Origin of the sequence: Streptomyces rubellus (assembly GCF_036323805.1) — a bacterium.
Classification (GTDB): Bacteria; Actinomycetota; Actinomycetes; order Streptomycetales; family Streptomycetaceae; genus Streptomyces.
In genome coordinates, this window is record NZ_JAZDCX010000001.1 from 28,343 (window position 1) to 47,800 (window position 19,458).

Sequence of the window (19,458 nt, forward strand, 5' to 3'; positions counted from 1 at the left end):
GTGAGGGGGGGCGGCCGTCCGGCCGCCCCCCCTCGTCCGTGTGCGGGCCCGTTACTTCACCGCGCCCGCCATCACACCCGAGACGAACTGCCGCTGGAAGGCGAAGAACACCGCCAGCGGAATCACCATCGAGACGAACGCGCCCGAGGCCAGCACGTCGATGTTGTTGCCGAACTGCCGCACCTGCTGCTGGAGCGCGACCGTGATCGGCGGATCGCCGGCGTCGGCGAAGATCAGCGCGACCAGCATGTCGTTCCACACCCACAGGAACTGGAAGATGCCCAGCGAGGCGATCGCCGGGCCGCCCAGCGGCAGGACGACCCGGGTGAACAGCCGCACCTCGTTCGCGCCGTCCAGCCGGGCCGCCTCCAGCAGTTCGCGCGGGATCTCCGCGAAGAAGTTCCGCAGCAGGAAGACGGCGAAGGGCAGCCCGAAGGCCGTGTGGAAGATCACCACACCGATGGTGGTCTCGAAGATGCCCAGGGTGTTGAACAGCTTCGCCACCGGGATCAGCGCCACCTGGACCGGTACCACCAGCAGCCCGACCACCAGCAGGAACCACCAGTCCCGGCCGGGGAAGTCCAGCCAGGCGAAGGCGTATCCGGCGAGCGAGCCGATGACCACCACCAGCACCGTGGAGGGCACGGTGATGACCAGGGTGGTCAGCAGGGAGCCGGTGATGGCGTCGTTCTTCAGCAGCGCCTCGTAGTTGGCCGCCGTCAGCTGCGACCAGTCGCCCAGCACCGTCCACCAGCCGGAGGAGGCGATGTCGGACCGGTCGCGGAAGGACGACAGCAGCAGGCCGGTGGTCGGCAGCAGCCACAGGAAGGCGATCACCACCAGGGTGAAGCGCACCGCCCAGTGGCCGGTGAGGGCGGCGATCCGTGAGCCCAGCGACTGCCGGGCCCGCCCGCCGCCGTCCTTGTCCACGGGAGCGGCCGCGGGACCGGGTCCGGGACCGGGCGTGGTTCTGGAGAGAGTGCTCACCGTCGGTTCCCCCTCCTCGGCCGGCGGATGCCGCCGCGTCCGTCCGGGTGGCACCCCTCTCCCTCGCTTCGCCGGGGGTACCCCCAGGGCCCCCGTCCGGAGGGCCGGCTGGTGTCCGTCATCTGCGCTCCCTCCTCAGCCGGCGGATGTTGAAGATCATCACGGGCACCACCAGCAGCAGCAACAGCACCGCGATGGCGCTGCCGACGCCCTGGTCGGCGCCGGTGCCGAAGGACGACAGGTACAGCTGGAGTGCCAGGACGTTCGCGTCGGACTGGGTGGCGCCCGGGGCGATGATGTAGACGAGGTCGAAGATCTTCAGCACGTTGATCATCAGGGTGACGAGGACGACCGCCAGCACGGGGGCCAGCAGCGGCACCGTGACCCGGCGGAAGACCTGCCACTCGTTCGCCCCGTCCACCCGGGCCGCCTCCAGCAGCTCCCGCGGTACGCCCGCCAGGCCCGCCGCGATCAGCACCATCGCGAAGCCTGCCCACATCCACACGTAGGAGGCGATGATGGCGGGAGTGATCAGGGACGGGCCGAGCCAGTTGACGCCGTTGTACGCCTCGGTGAAGTTGGACGCCGGCAGCCGCAGCCGCGCGCCGTCCGCCTCGGCCGGAAGGGTGTAGGTGCCGTTCTCGGCGGTGGTGGCGGTGGCGACGACCTCGCCGTCCTTCACGGCCTCGACCTTTATCCCGGCCAGGGCCTTCTCACCCGGGTCGATCACGCCCGGCTCACCGCCGCCGCCCCTGGCGAAGTCCACCCAGACGGTGCCCGACACCCCGCCGTCGGCCGCGGGTTCGGCGGGCTCGGCGTCGGCGACGCCGGTGAGGTCCTGCGGGGGGACGCCGACCAGCGGCAGGTTGGCCGGGTCCGCCGCGTCCGCGGCGGCGGCGGTGGTGTACGAGCCACCGCCGGTCTCCTCCAGACCGGAGTTCGGCCGCGGCCGGGCGCCGGGCCAGGCGGAGGCCTCGCTGAAGGTGTCGTGCACGCCGACCCAGATGGCGTTGGCCACGCCGCGGTCCGGGTCCTGCTCGTACACCAGGCGGAAGATGATGCCCGCGGCGAGCATCGAGATCGCCATGGGCATGAAGACGATCAGCTTGAACGCGGTGGACCAGCGCACCCGCTCGGTCAGCACCGCGAAGATCAGTCCCAGGGCGGTGCAGGCGGTCGGGGCGACGGCCACCCAGATCGCGTTGTTCTTGATCGCGGTCAGTATGCCGTCGTCGGTGAACAGCTCGACGTAGTTGTCCAGGCCGACGAAGCCGGTCCCGGCGGCGTCGAAGAAGCTGCGGTAGACCGAGTAGACGATGGGATAGACGACCAGCGCGCCCAGCAGCACCAGCGCGGGCAGCAGGAAGAGCCCGGCCAGCCAGGACCGGGTGCGGACGACGGAGGTGCGTGGGGTTCCGGGGACGGGCGGGCCCGGCCGGCCTGGGGCCGCCGGGCCGCCCGCGGTGGCGGTGGACATGGCAGTTGCGCCTCCCGTCCCGCCGTCAGTCGCCGTACGCCTTGGCCGCGGCCGACTCCAGCGCACGCTGGGCGCCGGCCACGTCCGACGGGTTCCGCAGGAAGTCCTGGAGCGCCTTCCACTCGCCCTGGCCCTTGGTGCCGCCGAAGGCGGCGGGGGCCTGGTCGGACATGTCGAAGCGGAAGTCGTCGCCCGCGGCGATCAGCGCGTCGGCGATGGCCTTCAGCGCCTCGTTGGGGTAGACGGAGGTGTCCAGCTCCTTGTTGGGGGAGATGAAGCCGCCCTGCTCGGCCCAGATGGCGGCGGCCTCGGTGGAGGCCAGGAAGGTCAGCAGGGCGTGGGCGCCCTCGGTGTCCTTCAGCGCCACCGCCGCGTCGCCGCCGCTGACCACGGGCTGCTCGTCACCGACCGCCGGGAACGGGAAGACCTGGGCGTGCTCGCCGATCTCCGACTTGGTGTCGGCGATGTTGACGGCGACGAAGTCGCCCTCGTAGACCATCGCGGCCTGCGGGGCCTCGGGATCGGCGAAGACCTGGGTCACGGACTTGGGGAACTCCGTCCGCAGCGCGCCCTCGTTGCCGCCCGCGAGGAGCTCGTCCTCGCCGAACAGCTCGCCGAGGGTGCTCAGGGCCTCCTCGACGGACGGATCGGTCCAGGGGATCTCGTGCGCGGCGAGCTGGTCGTACTTCTCGGGGCCGGCCTGGGAGAGGTAGACGTTCTCGAACCAGTCGGTGAGCGTCCAGCCGTCCGCGCCGCCGACCGAGACCGGCGGGACGCCGGAGTCGGAGATCGTCCGGGCGGTCTCGATGAACGCGTCCCAGGTCTCCGGGGCGCTCGTCCCCGCGTTCTCGAAGGCGGTGGTGTTGTACCAGACCAGGGACTTGTTGGCGGCCTTGTAGTAGACCCCGTACTGCTCGCCGTCGTGGGAGCCCAGGTCGCGCCAGCCGGCGGAGAAGTTCTTGTCGAGCTGCTCCCGGGTGGCCTCGTCGACGGGCTTGAGCCAGCCCTTCTCGGCGAACTGCTGGAGCACGCCGACCTGCGGCAGCATCGCCACGTCCGGCGGTGCGCCGCCCTCGATCTTGGAACCGATGAAGGTGGCCACGTTGTCGCCGGTCGGCACGAAGCTGACCGTGGCGCCCGTCCGTTCCTCGAACTCGTCGAGGACCTTGCGGAAGTTCTCCTGCTCCGGGCCGGTCCACACCGCGGCGACCTGGAGGTTCTGCCCCTTCAGGTCGGGCAGTTCGACGGTGCTCTGCTGCTTCTGCGAGTCGTCTCCGGAGCCCCCGTCGTCATCTCCGCCGCCGCAGGCCGCCGCCGTCAGGGCGAGGGCCAGCGCCGTCACCAGCGCGGTACCCGCTCTGCCGGCCCGCGATCGGGTCGTACGGACAGAAGTGCGCATGCTCACCGTCCCCACTGCGGGCACGGGCGACCGGTGGCCGACCGTGCCGCACATCCGAGTGATCAGTCCTACGCCTGACAACACTGCCCGGCAACGCGGTGTTTACATATCAACTCGGCCTTCGTGACTGCCTCGTGACCCGTATGGCCCCACGGGCTCGCCGGACGGTCCGGGATGCCCCGGAACGCCCGGCGACCGGCCCCGCAACCGGAATCCGGGCCTCATACCAGCGGGGGAGCGGGACAGGCGCCGGCCTCCCGGGCGGCGCGCTCCATCGCGCTGGCGAGCAGTGCCAGATCGGTCGGTCCGTTGCCCAGCTCGCGCACGGGACGTCGGGTGGGCGGGTCCCCGGCGCGTGCCCAGTCCAGGGGCACCACCGTGGGCCGCAGGGTTGCGGTCCGGGGGATACGGCCCGTCACCCGGCCGCTCTGGAAGGCGGTCACCGGCCCGTCCGGCCGGTGCAGCGTCCCGCGGCCCGGGGGAAGGTCCTCCCCGCGCTCCCCGGGGCTCCCGGGAGCCCCGACGCCCAGCGACACCCGCAGCGCCGCCTCCCGGTCGGCGGCGGTCCGTGCCGTGCGGTCGGGGCGGCCGGTCGCGGCTATCAGGTGCACTCCCAGCCGGGCCCCGTCCCGGGCCACGGCGTCCAGCGCGCGGACCACGGAGCCGGCCGCGGGGCGCCCGGGATTGCCCAGTGCCGGGTCGACCAGTATGTCGAAGTCGTCGACGAGGAGCACCAGCCTGGGCGGTGGTCCGGCCGGCTCCCCGGCCGCCCCCGCCGCGGCGGCCGGGGCCGCGCCGCGGGCCCGGAGCTTGAGGGTGCCGTGGCCGGTGTCGGGCCGCGGCGCGCCCCCGGCCACGGCACCGGCGCCGGGAGAGGTCCCCGGCTCCGTCCCGTCGGTGGCCCGGCGCGGTGCCACCACCCGGGGGGCCGGGCCCGCCGCGGCCTGCCGGGCGGCCGCCCTCCCGGCTGCGTACGCCTCGTACGGGTGGTCGCCGAACAGCTCCGCGCGGCGTTTCAGCTCACCGGTGAGCGCCTGGGCGAACTCCCGCATCCGCACCGGGTCGCCCGCGGCGAGGTACGTCGAGGCGTGCGGCAGGTCGCCACAGACCCGCAGACCGGCGCCGCTTCCGTCGCCCCCGTCGCCGCGCCCGTCCACCAGGACCAGGGACAGCCGGTCCGGCCGCTCCCCGGCGGCCAGCGAGGCGGCCAGCGAACGCAGCAGCTCGGTCTTGCCGGTGCCGGGCGCGCCGCTGACCAGCACCGGACCGCGGTCGGCCACGAGATCGGCGGCCACCGGACCGCACGTGCCCGCGCCCAGTATCGCGCCGGCCCGCGGGACGGCGACACCGGCCGGCGGTGCGGCGGGCTCCGCCCAGCGGGCCAGCAACGCGGCGGGCGTGGCCCTGGCCAGCCCCAGTTCGTCGAGGAGCCGGGTGCTCCGCGGCAGCGGCACCGGCCGGGCCGCGGCTGCGTCCCGGGCCGGGTCGGCCTCGTACAGCGGGGCCAGCGCCCGGGCGAAGCGCTCGGCCCAGGCCGCCGACACCCCGTCCACGGTCGCGAGCGGGGCCTCGGCCGGATCCGTGTCCCGGGCGACCACCCGGACCGTGGTGGCGACGGCTCCGCTGAGCAGGCCGACGGCTCCGCAGACGCGGAAGGCGGGGGAGACCTCGGCGGCGGCGGCCAGGGTGGCGGCCAGGGGGGAGGCGGGGGTGGCGGCCGGGGTCTCGGCCAGGCACAGCAGATGGATTCCGGCGGCCGGGCCGTGCTCCGCCAGCCGGGTCAGGGTCTCGCGGAGCTCCGCCGTACCGGGGTCGCCGTCGACCACGACGACCGTCCGCGGGCCCCGGAGCGGCTCCGGTCCCGGACCGGAGCCCGTCGTGCCCCGGTCCGCCAGCCGCCGCACCAGCTCCCCGGCGCGGGCGGCGGCCTGCTCGCGGTCGTACGCCAGCAGCAGCCGGCAGTCCTGGCCGCGGGCCGGGCGCAACTGCGGCAGCCAGCCGAGCCAGGACCAGTCCGGGCACCGGTCCCCGTCCGGGGCGGGGCCGCCGGACGCTCCGCCGGGCGCCCGGCCCGCGGCCAGCAGCACGATCTCCAGGCTCCCCGGCCCGTGCAGCGCGGCGAGCTGGGCGAGCACCGAGCGCGCCAGCGCCAGCAGCCGCGGCCGGGGCCCGGCCAGCCCGAGCGAGCCGCTCTCCCGCAGGTCGACGCCCACCGGCGCGACGGCCCCGGCCGCCCGGCGGACGGTGCCGAGCCGGACGGTCAGCGCGTCGGGGTGGTCCGCACCGCGCTCCCACAGCCGGGGACCGGGGCCCAGCGCGGTGAGCAGGATCTCGGAGAGGTCGGGACGGCGGCCGTCGTCCGGCGGGGCGGCCGGGTTCCCGGCGGTGTCCGCCCCGTTGCTTCCGTCGGTGCTCCCGTCCCGGCCGCCGGCCGCCCGTCCTCCGGCGAGCCGCCGTGCCCATGCGCCCAGCCCGCCGCGGCCGGGCCGCCCGTCGGCGGGGTCCGCTCCGCGCGGGTGCACGAATCCGGTGCCGTGGGTCACGTCCCCGCGGGGGTGGGGGCGGTCGGCGCGCCCGTGCCCGGGCTCCTCGTGCGCTCCCGCGCCGGGGCCGGGGCCGGACGTGTACGGCGGTGCCGCCCGTCCCGGCCCGGAGACCGTCCCGGCCGCGGGGGCCGCCGGAGGCGGGGCGGGAACGGGCGCGCGCCGGGAGATCCGCAGCCGCCCCTCGCCGTCCGGCACGGTGGGCAGGACCGGCAGACCGTCCAGCGCCTCCGCGCCGGCCCGCAGCCGTACGGCGGACTCGCCCAGCCGCAGCGTCGCGCCCGGCGGCAGCGGCACCGGGCGGTCGTGGACCGCCGTGCCGTCCACCGCCGTGCCGTTGGTGGAGCCCAGATCGGTGACCGTCACCGCGCCCGTGTCGGTCACCGTGACCGCGCAGTGCAGCCGGGAGACGTCCGGGTCGTCCAGCGGTACGTCGGCCTCGGCGGAGCGGCCGACGCGCACCTGCCCGCCCCGCAGCAGATGGACCCCGCCCGCGTCCGGTCCGGCCACCACGTGCAGCCGGGCCCGTGCCCCGGCGGCGGGGGCGAGGCCGTGGCCCCAGGGGGCGGTCGGTCCGTACAGGGAGACCACCGCGCCGTCCAGCAGCGGCGGCGCCCCCAGCGTCTGGTGCTCGGCGTCCAGCCGGCGGTTCCCGGCGAACACCGCCACCGCGTCCGCGGACCCGGGAGCGGGTGCGGCGCCCGCCGCGGCGGCCGCCGCGGCGAGGGCGCCCGTCACGGCGGCGAGCGGCGTCCCGGGCGGAGCCGTCACCAGCACGTCGCACCCACCCGCGGTCTGCTCCGCGTGACCGCCGCGCGGTCCGAGGACGGTCAGCCGGATCTGCATCGCCATCGGCTCCTTCAGTCCCGTGATGCTGGATGCATCCTCGCACCGACCACTGTCATCGCGCCCGCGATCCGGCACAGAGTGATCATGGCCGGTCGACTCCGGGTGAGAAAGTGGCCGGTAATCATCTGTTGCGTGAGTGTTTCGATCGGATAGGCGAACATCGCCGAAAGGGCACGCCGGACCGGGTTCCGGCAACCTTTCCCGCCGTGTGGCGCGTCTCACCCGCCGGACGGAGCGGAGGGCTCCGCCGGGGGACCGGAAGCGGACGGACCGGACGGACCGGGGCGGTCACGCCCGTACACCCTCCTCCGGTACGGCACTACAGTGGTCCGCCGGGGCGCGCAGTGGCCGCCCCGGCAGTCCGGACAAGACCAGGGAGCGCATGACGTGCGGCCGGTAGGCAGTAAGTACCTGCTCGAAGAGCCGCTCGGGCGCGGCGCGACGGGCACCGTCTGGCGTGCGCGTCAGAGGGAGACGGCGGGCGCCGAGGCGGCCGTGGCCGGACACCCCGGCGAGACCGTGGCGATCAAGGTCCTCAAGGAGGAGCTGGCGAACGACCCGGACGTGGTGATGCGCTTCCTGCGCGAGCGCTCCGTCCTGCTGCGCCTGACCCACCCCAACATCGTCCGCACCCGCGACCTGGTGGTCGAGGGCGACCTGCTCGCCCTGGTGATGGATCTGATCGACGGCCCGGACCTGCACCGCCACCTGCGGCAGAACGGCCCCTTCAGCCCGGTCGGCGCCGCGCTGCTGACCGCCCAGATCGCCGACGCGCTGGCCGCGAGCCACGCCGACGGGGTCGTGCACCGTGATCTGAAACCCGCCAACGTGCTGCTCGCCGGCTCCGACGACGACCCGGCGGGCCTGCGGCCCATGCTCACCGACTTCGGCATCGCCCGGCTCGCCGACTCCCCGGGGCTGACCCGCACCCACGAGTTCGTCGGCACCCCGGCCTATGTCGCGCCCGAGTCCGCCGAGGGCCGGCCGCAGACCTCCGCGGTGGACGTCTACGGCGCGGGCATCCTGCTGTACGAGCTGGTCACCGGTCACCCGCCGTTCGGCGGCGGCACCGCCCTGGAGATCCTCCAGCGCCACCTGAACGAGGAGCCGCAGCGCCCCGGCGGTGTGCCCGTCCCGCTGTGGACCGTCATCGAGCGCTGTCTGCGCAAGAACCCCGACGAGCGGCCCGGCGCGGAGAACCTCGCCCGCGCCCTGCGGACGGTCGCCGCGGGCATCCGGGCCACCGCCACCCCGGCGCAGGCCGAGGCCGCGATGGGCGTCGCCGCGCTGCTGGGACCGGACCTGTCGCCCACCCCGGTGCCCGGCGGGCCGCCCGGTGCCGCGGACCCGACCCAGGTGCTGCCGACCTCGGGCCGCGGCGGGGACGGCGCCCCCGTCCACGACCCCAACGCCGCGACCAGCTTCCTGCCGCACACCGGCGGACCCGGCCAGGGCGGTTCCGGCGCGGACGCCACCCAGGTCATGCCCCCCATGCCCGGCGGGCCGCCCGGCGGTCCGGGGAACCAGCCGCCGCGCCCCGACGAACCGCACCCCTGGCAGACCCAGATGCGGGCCGCCCGGGACCGCAACGAGCAGACCCAGATCCAGCCCCTCGACCCCGAGCTGGACCCGCTGCGCCGCCGCCCCCAGCGCCGTGCCGCGCCCCAGTCGCCCCAGCCCCCGCAGCAGCCGCAGCCCTCCCGTCAGCCCCAGCCCCCGCGGCAGCCCGCCTCCCGCCGCCGTCAGCAGCAGGCGCCGCAACAGCCGTACGCCCCCGCGCCGCCCCGGCGGCCCGAGCCGCAGCCGCGGCGGTACGAGCCCCCGCGCCCCGCCGCGCCCGAACCCGCCGCCCGGCAGCCGCGGCAGCGCGGCGCCAACCGCATGCGGATCCCGGGGCTCGGCTGCCTCAAGGGCTGCCTGTTCATGGTGCTCATCCTCGTCGCGGTCTGCGTGCTGGTGTGGAACTTCACACCGCTGCCCGAGTGGTGGGACCAGGGCCGCGAGCTCTGGGACGACACCAAGGGCGCGGTCGGCGACGCCTGGAACTGGCTGGAGGAGCTGGTGGGCGCCGGCGAGCAGGCGGCGAACCAGGTCGAGGACGTCCGGGACAGCGTGCCGGACGCGCCGGAGGTACCGGCGGACAACGGCTGAGACGGCCCTGGGGCCGCCGGCAGGGCCGCCGACGGGTCCGCCGCCGAGGAGCTTTGTCGACTTCCGGCGGCGGATTTCCGTCACCGCGGTGACGGTTGCCGCCATCCGGGGCGCGCGCACCCCCTTCGGCCGCGTAGTTTTGTCGCCATGTCACGGAAGATCGGCAGTCGGTACACCGCCCACCAGATCCTGGGCCGCGGAAGCGCCGGCACGGTGTGGCTGGGCGAGGGCCCCCAGGGCCCCGTCGCCCTCAAACTGCTGCGCGAGGACCTCGCCTCGGACCAGGAGCTGGTGGGCCGCTTCGTCCAGGAGCGCACCGCGCTGCTCAGCCTCGACCACCCGCGCATCGTCGGGGTGCACGACCTGGTGGTCGACGGCAACGACCTCGCCCTCGTCATGGACCTGGTGCGCGGTACGGACCTGCGCACCCGGCTGGAGCGCGAGCGCCGTCTCGCACCCGAGTTCGCGGTCGCCGTCACCGCCGACGTGGCCGACGCGCTGGCCGCCGCGCACGCCGCCGGGATCGTGCACCGCGACGTCAAGCCCGAGAACGTCCTGCTCGACGTGCACGCACCGGCCGGGCCCGGCGGCGCGCCGCCCGCGCTGCTCACCGACTTCGGTGTCGCCAAACTGATCGACGCGCCCAGCCGCGGCGGCGGCAGCCGGGTGGTCGGCACCCCCGACTACGTCGCCCCCGAGATCGTCGAGGGGCTGCCGCCGCGCGCCGCTGTCGACGTCTACGCCCTGGCCACGGTCCTGTACGAACTGCTCGCGGGTTTCACCCCGTTCGGTGGCGGCCACCCCGGCGCGGTGCTGCGCCGGCACGTCACCGAGCGCGTCGCCCCGCTGCCCGGCATCCCGGACGAACTGTGGCAGACCGTTCACCAGTGCCTGGCCAAGGCCCCCGCCTCCCGGCTGCGGGCCTCCGAGATGGCCGCCCGGCTGCGGGAGCTGCTGCCCGCGCTGGCGGGCCAGCCGCCACTGGAGATCGACGAGCCGGAGCCGGAGCCGGACTTCCACGGGGGGCACGGCGGCCGCGGCGGCCACGGGGAGGCCCACCCCGGGCAGGCCGGATACGCCGACTACGCCGGGCCCGGGGACGCGCCGTACGACACCGCCGGGCGGGGCGCCGTCCCGCTCGTGCCCGGAGCCGCGCCCGACTCCAACCGCGACACCCACACCAGCATGCGTGTCCCCGGCGCGGACGAGCTCGCCGGCGGTGCCCACGGCACCGCCCGTACGCCCCGCGCACCGGGAAGTCCGCGCGCCGGGTCCGCGCGCCACCGGGCGGCCGAGCGCCGCCGGCGCATCAGGCTGGGCGCCACGGCGACGGCCGTCGCCGCCGTACTCGGCGTCGGCGGCTGGCTGGCGCTGGCCGGCGGCGACGGGGGCGAGGGCGGTCCGCGCGTCCCGGCGCCCGCCGGGAGCGACCGGCCGGAGAGCCCCTGAGCGGCCCCCGAGCCCGCTCCGGGGTCGTTCCGCGGCCGTACCGGCCCGCTGAGCAGCGGTTCCGCCGTACCGGAGGGCGACGATCCGGTTACCGGCCGGTCAGTCCGGGACCGACGCCGCGGAACCAACCGGTCGGCCAGCCGTTAGTCTGGAGGCGTGGCAGTCGTCGACGTATCCGAAACACTGAAGTCCCTCTCCTCGACCATGGAGTCGATCGAGGCCGTCCTGGACCTCGACAGGATGAGGGCCGAGATCGCCTCCCTGGAGGAGCAGGCGGCGGCCCCCTCCCTGTGGGACGACCCCGATAACGCCCAGCGGGTCACCAGCCGGCTCTCCCTCCTCCAGGGGCAGGTCCGCAAGGTGGAGGAGCTGCACGGCCGGATCGACGACCTCGGGATCCTATTCGAGCTGGCCGAGGCCGAGAACGACGCCGACGCCCGCGCCGAGGCCGAGGAGGAGCTGCGGGCCGTCCGCAAGACGGTGGACGAGCTGGAGGTCCGCACCCTCCTCTCCGGTGAGTACGACCCCCGGGAGGCCATGGTCAGCATCCGCGCCGAGGCCGGCGGGGTGGACGCCGCCGACTTCGCCGAACAGCTGATGCGCATGTACCTGCGCTGGGCCGAGCGCAAGGGATACCCGACCGAGGTCCTCGACATCTCCTACGCGGAGGAGGCGGGCATCAAGTCCGCCACCTTCTCCGTCAAGGCCCCGTACGCCTACGGCACCCTCTCCGTCGAGCAGGGCACCCACCGCATGGTGCGCATCTCGCCCTACGACAACCAGGGCCGCCGCCAGACCTCCTTCGCGGGCGTCGAGGTGATGCCGGTCGTGGAGCAGACCGACCACATCGAGATCCCCGAGAACGAGATCCGGGTCGACGTCTTCCGTTCCTCCGGCCCCGGCGGCCAGTCGGTCAACACCACCGACTCCGCGGTCCGGATGACGCACCTTCCGACCGGCATCGTCGTCTCCTGCCAGAACGAGAAGTCCCAGATCCAGAACCGCGCAGCCGCCATGCGCGTCCTCCAGGCCCGCCTCCTGGCACACCGCCGGGCGGAGGAGCAGGCCAAGATGGACGCGCTCAAGAGCGACGGCGGCAACTCCTGGGGCAACCAGATGCGTTCGTACGTCCTCCAGCCGTACCAGATGGTCAAGGACCTGCGCACCGAGCACGAGGTCGGCAACCCCCAGGGCGTCCTCGACGGTGACATCGACGGCTTCCTGGAGGCGGGCATCCGCTGGCGCAAGCAGCAGGAGCAGAGCGAGGACGACTGACGACGCCCGACACGCAAGGGGGCGGCCCGCACATATCGTGCGGGCCGCCCCCTAGTGTGTCGGTTCTGTCACAACCCTTCGAACGGTTGCCCCAACTACCCCTCCACACTGGACATTTCGCTTTGGTCCGGCTTGACGCCGGTGTGACGCCTGGGAAAGCATTCGGGCTGGCACGCGCGTGTTACGGGGCGCGTAGACACGGGGGCGGGGCAGAGCCTGAACGGTCCGGCCGGTGACCACCGGCCGAGGGCTCTTCGCACATCACCCCGGCACGCACAGAGCTCCGCACGGCTGCCCCACTGACAATGAACAACTACTGGGGGTAGTTGGCATATGACCAATTCCAAGACGCGGCTGCGTGTCGCGCGGATCGCCGCGAGTGCGGTGTTCCTCGCGGGCGCGTCGCTGACCGCCGTCGGCACGGCATCGGCACTGGACCTGAACCTTGCCGTCCAGAGCGGTGAGAGCGAGGGCACCACCACTGTTTCGGGCGGTGCCAGCGTCTCGGGCGGCAGCACCGGTGAGACCTCCGGCATCGACACCGAGGGTGCCACGAGCGAGGGTTCGACGTCCGAGGGTGCCACGAGCGAGGGCTCGACCTCCGAGGGTGCCACGAGCGAGGGCTCGACCTCCGAGGGTGCCACGAGCGAGGGCTCGACCTCCGAGGGTGCCACGAGCGAGGGCTCGACCTCCGAGGGCGCCACGTCCGAGGGTTCGACGTCCGAGGGTGCCACGAGCGAGGGCTCGACCTCCGAGGGCGCCACGAGTGAGGGTACGGCCACCACCGGCGGCAACGGAAACAGCGGAAACACCGGCGGGAACACCGGTGGCAACGGAAACACCGGTGGTAACGGCGGTACCGGCGGTCAGCAGCCCGCCACCACCGGCGGGACCGGTGGCGGCGACGGCGGCTCGCAGACCTGTGTGCTGGACGAGTCCACCGTGAACTGCGGTGACAACACCGACACCGACGCGGTCGGCACCAAGCCGATCAGCCAGGAGAAGCCCAAGGAGGAGCTGGCCGAGACCGGCGCCGCCGAGACGACCTTCCTGCTGGTCGGCGCGGCCACCATGATCGCGGGTGGTATCGGCTTCCGGCTGATGCCGCGCCTGGCCGGCGGACGCCGCCCGGCCGCCTGAACGGCACAGGACGGACGGCCGTACGCCGTATGACGGCACACGGATGGGGGCCCGGGACGCTCAGGCGTCCCGGGCCCCCATGTGTACCGCGTGTACTCGGTGGGATGGGACGGATCGGGTGGATCGGTGGTGGGCCCGGTACGGGGCCTACACCGCTGCCTGGCGCGCCAGCAGGGCCACCGCGACCAGGGTCAGCAGCAGGGCGGCCAGCGCCGCCGGGGACAGCGAGCTCAGCACCGAGAGCGGGCCGTTCCCCTGATGCAGCCGCTGCCGGTGCGCACGGCACACGCTGCAGCGGCCCTCACTCACCGGCCCTGCGCAGTTGGCGCACACCAGTCGGTCGCACGTCATGCGAAGTCCTCCTTATGTAGCGCCAACGCCGACGAGAGGGGTTCTGTTCCCGGAACCCTTCCTCCACTGTGCCAGGCCCGCGCCCAGGGCGCAGAAAGTCGTGGTCAGTGCCCGGTCTGTGCCCGGCTTGTGTCTGGTTTGCGCCTGATGTACCCGTGACCAGAACCACCAACACCGGACGCGGACTGCGGAAGGCACGCCGATTCGCGTAGTGTCCCCCACACCGACGGGGAAACCACTCCGCGGCTTCCGCTGCCCCTACCCAGGTCGACGTGGTGTAAATCCGTGATCCGATTCGACAACGTCTCGAAGTTCTACCCCAAGCAGAGCCGCCCCGCCCTCCGCGATGTCTCGCTGGAGGTGGAGCGCGGCGAGTTCGTCTTCCTGGTGGGCTCCTCCGGCTCCGGCAAGTCCACCTTCCTGCGGCTGATCCTGCGCGAGGAGCGCGCCAGCCACGGCCAGGTGCACGTCCTCGGCAAGGACCTCGCCCGGCTGTCCAACTGGAAGGTGCCGCACATGCGCCGCCAGATCGGCACCGTCTTCCAGGACTTCCGGCTGCTCCCCAACAAGACGGTCGGTGAGAACGTCGCCTTCGCCCTGGAGGTGATCGGCCGCTCCCGCGGCGACATCCGCAAGTCCGTCCCCCAGGTGCTCGACCTGGTCGGGCTGACGGGCAAGGAGGACCGGATGCCCGGCGAACTCTCCGGTGGTGAGCAGCAGCGGGTGGCCATCGCGCGCGCGTTCGTCAACAAGCCGAAGCTGCTGATCGCCGACGAGCCGACCGGCAACCTCGACCCGCAGACCTCCGTCGGCATCATGAAGCTGCTGGACCGGATCAACCGCACCGGGGCCACGGTGCTCATGGCCACCCACGACCAGCAGATCGTCGACCAGATGCGCAAGCGCGTGATCGAACTAGAAAAGGGCCGTCTCGTGCGCGACCAGTCGCGCGGTGTCTACGGCTACCAGCACTGAAAGGACGCCATGCGCGCCCAGTTCGTACTGTCGGAGATCGGCGTCGGTCTCCGCCGCAACCTCACGATGACCTTCGCGGTGATCGTCTCCGTCGCCCTGTCGCTGGCCCTGCTCGGCGGTGCGGTGCTCGCTCGCCAGCAGGTCAGCAGCATGAAGGGGTTCTGGTACGACAAGGTCCAGGTGTCGATCTACCTCTGCAACAAGAACGACGCCGAGACCGACCCCAACTGCGCCAAGGGAGCGGTCACCGCACAGCAGAAGCGCCAGATCAAGTCGGACCTCGAGGACCTCGCCATCGTCGACACGGTCTTCCACGAGTCCGCCCAGGAGGCGTACAAGCACTACCAGGAGCAGTTCAAGGACTCCCCGCTGGCCGACTCGCTGACCCCGGACCAGATGCAGGAGTCCTACCGGGTCAAGCTGAAGGACCCCACCAAGTTCGAGGTCATCAACACCGCCTTCTCCGGCCGGGACGGCGTCCAGGAGGTCCAGGACCAGCGGAACCTCCTGGAGAACCTCTTCCGGATGCTCAACGGCATGAACTGGGCGGCCCTCGGGCTCATGGGCCTGATGCTGGTCGTCGCCCTGCTGCTGATCGTCAACACCGTCCGGGTGGCGGCGTTCAGCCGGCGCCGGGAGACCGGGATCATGCGGCTGGTGGGCGCGTCCAGCTTCTACATCCAGATGCCGTTCATCGCGGAGGCCGCGTTCGCCGGTCTGCTGGGCGCGGGCGGGGCCGCGGTGCTGCTGGTGGTGGGCCGCTACTTCCTGATCGACAACGGTCTGTCGCTGGCACAGGAGATGCCGCTGATCAACTTCATCGGCTGGGACGCCCTGTTCAAGGTGCTTCCGCTGATCTTCGTGGTCGGTGTGCTGATGCCCGCCCTCGCCGCCTTCTTCACTCTCCGTAAGTACCTGAAGGTGTGAGCCGGGCGCGGCCGGAGGGGGCCCGTACGCGGTCCGCGTGTGCCGGCGTGTGACGAAGGACGCGTCACCCGTCCGGGCAACCTCCGGTGCGGCGCCCGCCGTTGCCATAGACTCCGCAGCATGTCGCGTCCGTCGATGTCCGCCCCACGTGACTTTGTCCGGACCGTCAGCGGATCCGCGGACGGCGAGCACCGGTCGCGCCGCGCCCTCCGCGGGGCCGGGCTGACGCTGCTCTTCGTGGCCGTGCTGACGGCCGGCGCCGTCACCGAGTCCTGGGTGTCCGTCACCGAGAGCGACGCCGCTCCGGTGAGCCCCCGGTCGCCCCGCGCGCAGGAGGGGCGGCCCGCCGCGCAGGACGGGGAGGGCGTGCACGACGCCGAGGAGCTCGTCAGCCGCAGCGGCGACCGCTGGGCGGCCGCGTACTCCGCCGACGAGTACGCGGGGCTGCGCCGGTCCCTGGACGGCGAGTACGTCGGGGTGGGCGTCTCCGTGCGCCGGATCGCCGCCGGGCGGATCCGCGTCGACCGCGTCCAGCCCGGCGGCCCGGCCGACCGGGCGGGGATCCGGGCGGGCGACCGGCTGGTCGCCGTGGACGGCACCGAGGTCGGCGGCCTGCCGGTCACCGAGGTCGTCACCCTGCTGCGCGGCGGCCTGCCGGGGGAGGAGCTCCCGCCCGGCAGCCGGGTCCTCCTCGGCCTCGAGCGCGACGGCCGCGGCTGGCAGGAGGAGCTGGAGCGGGCCGAGCTGGACATCGAGACCGTCACCGTCTCCACCGTCGGCCCCAAGGTCACCCGTATCAGGATCGACGCGTTCACCAAGGGCTCCGGTGCGGAGGTGCGGCGCACGGCCGACCGCCTTCCGCCGGACGAGGGGGTCCTGCTCGACCTGCGCGGCAACTCCGGCGGGCTGGTCTCCGAGGCGGCCGAGGCCGCCTCCGCCTTCCTCGACGGCGGGCTGGTCGCCACCTACGGCGAGGACGGGACCGAGCGCGCGCTGCACGCCGAGGCCGGCGGGAACACCGGGTCCCCCCTGGTGGTGCTGGTGGACGGCGGCACGATGAGCGCCGCGGAGCTGCTGGCCGGCGCCCTCCAGGACCGCGGCCGGGCGGTCGTGGTCGGCACCCGCACCTTCGGCAAGGGCACGGTGCAGGTGCCCCGGGAGCAGCCGGACGGCTCGGTGGCCGAGGTGACCGTCGGCCACTACACCACCCCCGGCGGCCGTACCGTCGGCGAGACGGGTCTGGTGCCGGACCTGGAGGTGGCGGCGGGACAGAACCCGCTGGCGGAGGCGCGCACGGTATTGAGTGGCCTCGGACCCCGTTCGTAGTGGGACAATGACCCCGCTATGGCTAAAGAGACGGGTCGCAAACTCATCGCGCAGAACAAGAAGGCGCGGCACGACTACCTCATCCTCGACACCTACGAGTGCGGGCTGGTGCTGACGGGTACCGAGGTGAAGTCGCTGCGGCAGGGGCGGGCGTCGCTGGTGGACGGCTTCGGGCAGCTCGACGGCGGCGAGGCGTGGCTGCACAACGTGCACATCCCCGAGTACAGCCAGGGGACGTGGACCAACCACAGCGCGCGGCGCAAGCGGAAGCTGCTGATGCACCGGGCGGAGATCGACAAGCTGATCGGCAAGCTCCAGGAGAGCGGGCTGACGCTGGTCCCGCTCCAGCTGTACTTCAAGGACGGCAAGGCCAAGGTCGAGATGGCGCTGGCGAAGGGCAAGAAGGAGTACGACAAGCGGCAGACGCTGCGCGAGAAGCAGGACCGCCGCGAGGCGGAACGCGCGGTGTCCGCGGCCCGCCGCCGCCAGCGGGCCTGACGGCCCGCGCCCGGGGCACCCGCGGGCGGGGAACAAACCGGCGGCCCGCCCGGTTGCACCGGACGTACGGCGATCGGCCCGCACGCCACGGCGCGGCTCCCCGCCCAGGGGGGAATGCGCTGGAAGCAACCGGTGTTGATCCCGTACGATGGCACCAGCGCCGTCCGGTTCCGCCCGGGCGAGCTTGTCAACTCAACATGGGGATGATCGGTTTCGACAGCGGCTGTTGAAGCAGGGGAAGCGAGCCGAGGAACGCGGCAATGATCTCGTTAACCATGTGCCGCAAAAAAATAATCGCCAACACCAAGCGCGATTCCTTCGCCCTCGCTGCCTGAGCAGCGACTTGCGAAGTGTCAGCCCAGGGATGTTCCCGCCCTGGATCCTGGCATCAGCTAGGGAACTCCACCGTTAGCCCCGGTCACGGGGGCTCGCGGAACATCAAACAGTGACTGGGCCCGTCGGCGGCTTGTCCGCGTGACCGCCGGGGCCGAGAAAAGCACAGCGGACTGCGCTCGGAGAAGCCCTGGTTCTGCACCGTTGGACGCGGGTTCGATTCCCGCCATCTCCACTCGCCCCATGTGGGCCGAAGGCCCCGCCGTCCTCGTGACGGCGGGGCCTTCGGCGTGTCCGGGCGGCCGGAGCCCGGCTCCGGTCCGGTTCCTGCCCGGTTCCGTCACCGCCGCCGCGCCCGGTACGCGCCCAGGGCGGTGACCGCCGCGAGCGCGGCGGCGGCCGGGGGCACCGTGTAGCCCCACGGGCCGCCCAGGTGCTCCGCCGTCCAGCCGCCCGCCGCCGAGCCGGCGGCGATGCCGCCCAGCAGCACGGTGACGATCAGTGTCATGCCCTCGTTCAGCCGGGCGGCCGGGGTCAGCCGCTGGACCAGGGTCATGCCGGTGACCATCGCCGGGGCCGTGGCCATCCCGGCGACCAGCAGCGCGGGAGCCAGGAGCAGCAGACCGCCGCCGCCCGCCGCGGTGAGCAGCGGCAGCGCCATCAGGACCGCCATCGCGCCCGCGCACACCACCAGGCGGCGGCGTACCGCGACCGTGCCGGCCGCGAGGCGGAGGGTCCCGAAGACCAGCCCGGCCGCGCCCGAGCCCACCGCCTGGAGGGCCAGGACGGCACCGGCCGCGGAACGGTGGCCCAGCTCGTCCGCGTACGCCACCGTCACCACCTCCAGCGACCCGAAGACGGCGCCGGTGGCGAGGAAGACCGCCAGCAGCGGCGACAGGCCCGCCACCAGCGGCGGCCCGGCCGTACGGGAGTGCCCGCCGCGGGGCGCCACGGGCGGCTCGGTACGGCGCTGGGCCGCGAACAGCAGGGTGCCGGTCAGCAGCAGGACGGCGCCGGTGAGGGTGCCGGCCTCGGGGAAGAGCGTGGCGCACAGGAGGCCGGCCAGTACCGGACCGAGTACGAAGCACAGCTCGTCGAGGGCCTGTTCGAAGGAGTTGGCGGTGTGCCGCGCCGCCTCGCCGTCCGGGCCCTCACCGTCCCGCCCCTCGCCGTCCGGGCCGCCGCCGAACAGATGCGCCCAGCGGGCCCTGGCCATGCCCCCGGTGTTGGGAGTGGTGGCGGTGGCGGCGTAGGCGGCGAACAGCGTCCAGTCGGGCGCGCCGTACCGCACGCACAGCAGCAGCGCCAGTGAGCCGCCCACGGCCAGGAGCACGGCGGGCACGGCGACGCGGGCCTGGCCGTGGCGGTCCACCAGCCGGGCCGTCAGCGGTGCCACGACGGCGGTCGCGGCCAGTCCGGTGGCGGTGACGGCCCCGGCGAGCGCGTACGAGCCCCGGCGGTCGGCGATCATGATGATCGCGCTGATGCTCAGCATCCCCATCGGCAGCCGGGCGAGCAGCCCGGCCAGGGTGAAGGCGGTCGCCCCGGGCACGGCGAGCAGCCGGGCGTACGGCGTGAGGAAGCGCGCGGGGGAGCCGGAGGGGCCGGGAGGGCGCTTGGCGGCCCGTGGTTCCGGGCAGGGCGCGGTCGGGTGTTCCGGAGCGGGCTGCGGCATGCACCCACCGTCGCGGCGCGGCCCGGGCGGTGTCCAACACCAGGTCGGGGCCCTTTCACGCATATCCGTTGTCAGTCGTTGCCCTCGGTTGTCACGATGGGGC

Annotated in this window: 14 protein-coding genes and 1 other RNA gene; 9 read left to right on the forward strand and 6 right to left on the reverse strand. The window is 73.7% G+C overall.

What is annotated here, in order from left to right:
* Window positions 1-51: 51 nt before the first annotated feature.
* From V1L54_RS00110 to V1L54_RS00125, 4 genes are all read right to left on the reverse strand, one after another.
* Window positions 52-930 (reverse strand): carbohydrate ABC transporter permease, encoded by an 879-nt coding sequence (locus tag V1L54_RS00110; protein ID WP_330116096.1) that lies wholly within the window; start codon window positions 928-930, stop codon window positions 52-54.
* A gap of 175 nt (window positions 931-1,105) precedes the next feature.
* A complete protein-coding gene (locus V1L54_RS00115; RefSeq protein ID WP_330115716.1) occupies window positions 1,106-2,464 on the reverse strand; it encodes a carbohydrate ABC transporter permease in 1,359 nt (452 codons plus the stop codon).
* 25 nt (window positions 2,465-2,489) lie between these two features.
* Complete coding sequence (locus V1L54_RS00120; RefSeq protein ID WP_330115717.1) at window positions 2,490-3,863, reverse strand: ABC transporter substrate-binding protein; 1,374 nt, start codon at window positions 3,861-3,863, stop codon at window positions 2,490-2,492.
* A gap of 221 nt (window positions 3,864-4,084) precedes the next feature.
* Window positions 4,085-7,252, reverse strand: coding sequence for an FHA domain-containing protein (locus tag V1L54_RS00125; protein ID WP_330116097.1), 3,168 nt, complete (start codon window positions 7,250-7,252; stop codon window positions 4,085-4,087).
* A gap of 390 nt (window positions 7,253-7,642) precedes the next feature.
* On the opposite strand from V1L54_RS00125, the gene V1L54_RS00130 reads away from it, so the two are divergent.
* From V1L54_RS00130 to V1L54_RS00145, 4 genes are all read left to right on the forward strand, one after another.
* Entirely contained in the window at window positions 7,643-9,406 is a 1,764-nt protein-coding gene (locus tag V1L54_RS00130; RefSeq protein WP_330115718.1) for a serine/threonine-protein kinase, read from the forward strand.
* Window positions 9,407-9,553: 147 nt separating this feature from the next.
* Window positions 9,554-10,855: a serine/threonine-protein kinase gene (locus V1L54_RS00135; protein ID WP_330115719.1), complete on the forward strand. Its 1,302-nt coding sequence runs from the start codon at window positions 9,554-9,556 to the stop codon at window positions 10,853-10,855.
* Window positions 10,856-11,011: 156 nt separating this feature from the next.
* The gene (gene prfB, locus V1L54_RS00140) at window positions 11,012-12,130 is read left to right on the forward strand and encodes a peptide chain release factor 2 (protein ID WP_330115720.1); all 1,119 of its coding nucleotides are present in this window, start codon (window positions 11,012-11,014) and stop codon (window positions 12,128-12,130) included.
* Between the two features lie 333 nt (window positions 12,131-12,463).
* The gene (locus V1L54_RS00145; RefSeq protein ID WP_330115721.1) at window positions 12,464-13,270 is read left to right on the forward strand and encodes a hypothetical protein; all 807 of its coding nucleotides are present in this window, start codon (window positions 12,464-12,466) and stop codon (window positions 13,268-13,270) included.
* A gap of 147 nt (window positions 13,271-13,417) precedes the next feature.
* On the opposite strand, the gene V1L54_RS00150 is transcribed toward V1L54_RS00145, so the two are convergent.
* A complete protein-coding gene (locus V1L54_RS00150) occupies window positions 13,418-13,621 on the reverse strand; it encodes a hypothetical protein (protein ID WP_330115722.1) in 204 nt (67 codons plus the stop codon).
* Window positions 13,622-13,906: 285 nt separating this feature from the next.
* Here V1L54_RS00150 and ftsE point away from each other — a divergent pair, with 285 nt between their 5' ends.
* The 5 genes from ftsE (at window position 13,907) to ssrA (ending at window position 17,918) form a co-directional block, all read left to right on the forward strand.
* Window positions 13,907-14,596, forward strand: a complete 690-nt coding sequence (gene ftsE / locus V1L54_RS00155) for a cell division ATP-binding protein FtsE (RefSeq protein ID WP_330115723.1) — start codon at window positions 13,907-13,909, stop codon at window positions 14,594-14,596.
* A 9-nt stretch (window positions 14,597-14,605) separates the two neighbouring features.
* A complete protein-coding gene (ftsX, locus tag V1L54_RS00160) occupies window positions 14,606-15,523 on the forward strand; it encodes a permease-like cell division protein FtsX (RefSeq protein ID WP_330115724.1) in 918 nt (305 codons plus the stop codon).
* A gap of 135 nt (window positions 15,524-15,658) precedes the next feature.
* Window positions 15,659-16,849, forward strand: a complete 1,191-nt coding sequence (locus tag V1L54_RS00165; RefSeq protein ID WP_330115725.1) for a S41 family peptidase — start codon at window positions 15,659-15,661, stop codon at window positions 16,847-16,849.
* Between the two features lie 18 nt (window positions 16,850-16,867).
* Entirely contained in the window at window positions 16,868-17,347 is a 480-nt protein-coding gene (smpB, locus tag V1L54_RS00170) for an SsrA-binding protein SmpB (protein ID WP_100204641.1), read from the forward strand.
* A 199-nt stretch (window positions 17,348-17,546) separates the two neighbouring features.
* Window positions 17,547-17,918, forward strand: a transfer-messenger RNA (tmRNA) gene (gene ssrA / locus V1L54_RS00175).
* A 102-nt stretch (window positions 17,919-18,020) separates the two neighbouring features.
* Here the strand turns inward: ssrA and V1L54_RS00180 are convergent.
* Window positions 18,021-19,355: an MFS transporter gene (locus V1L54_RS00180; RefSeq protein WP_330115726.1), complete on the reverse strand. Its 1,335-nt coding sequence runs from the start codon at window positions 19,353-19,355 to the stop codon at window positions 18,021-18,023.
* Between the last annotated feature and the right edge of the window lie 103 nt (window positions 19,356-19,458).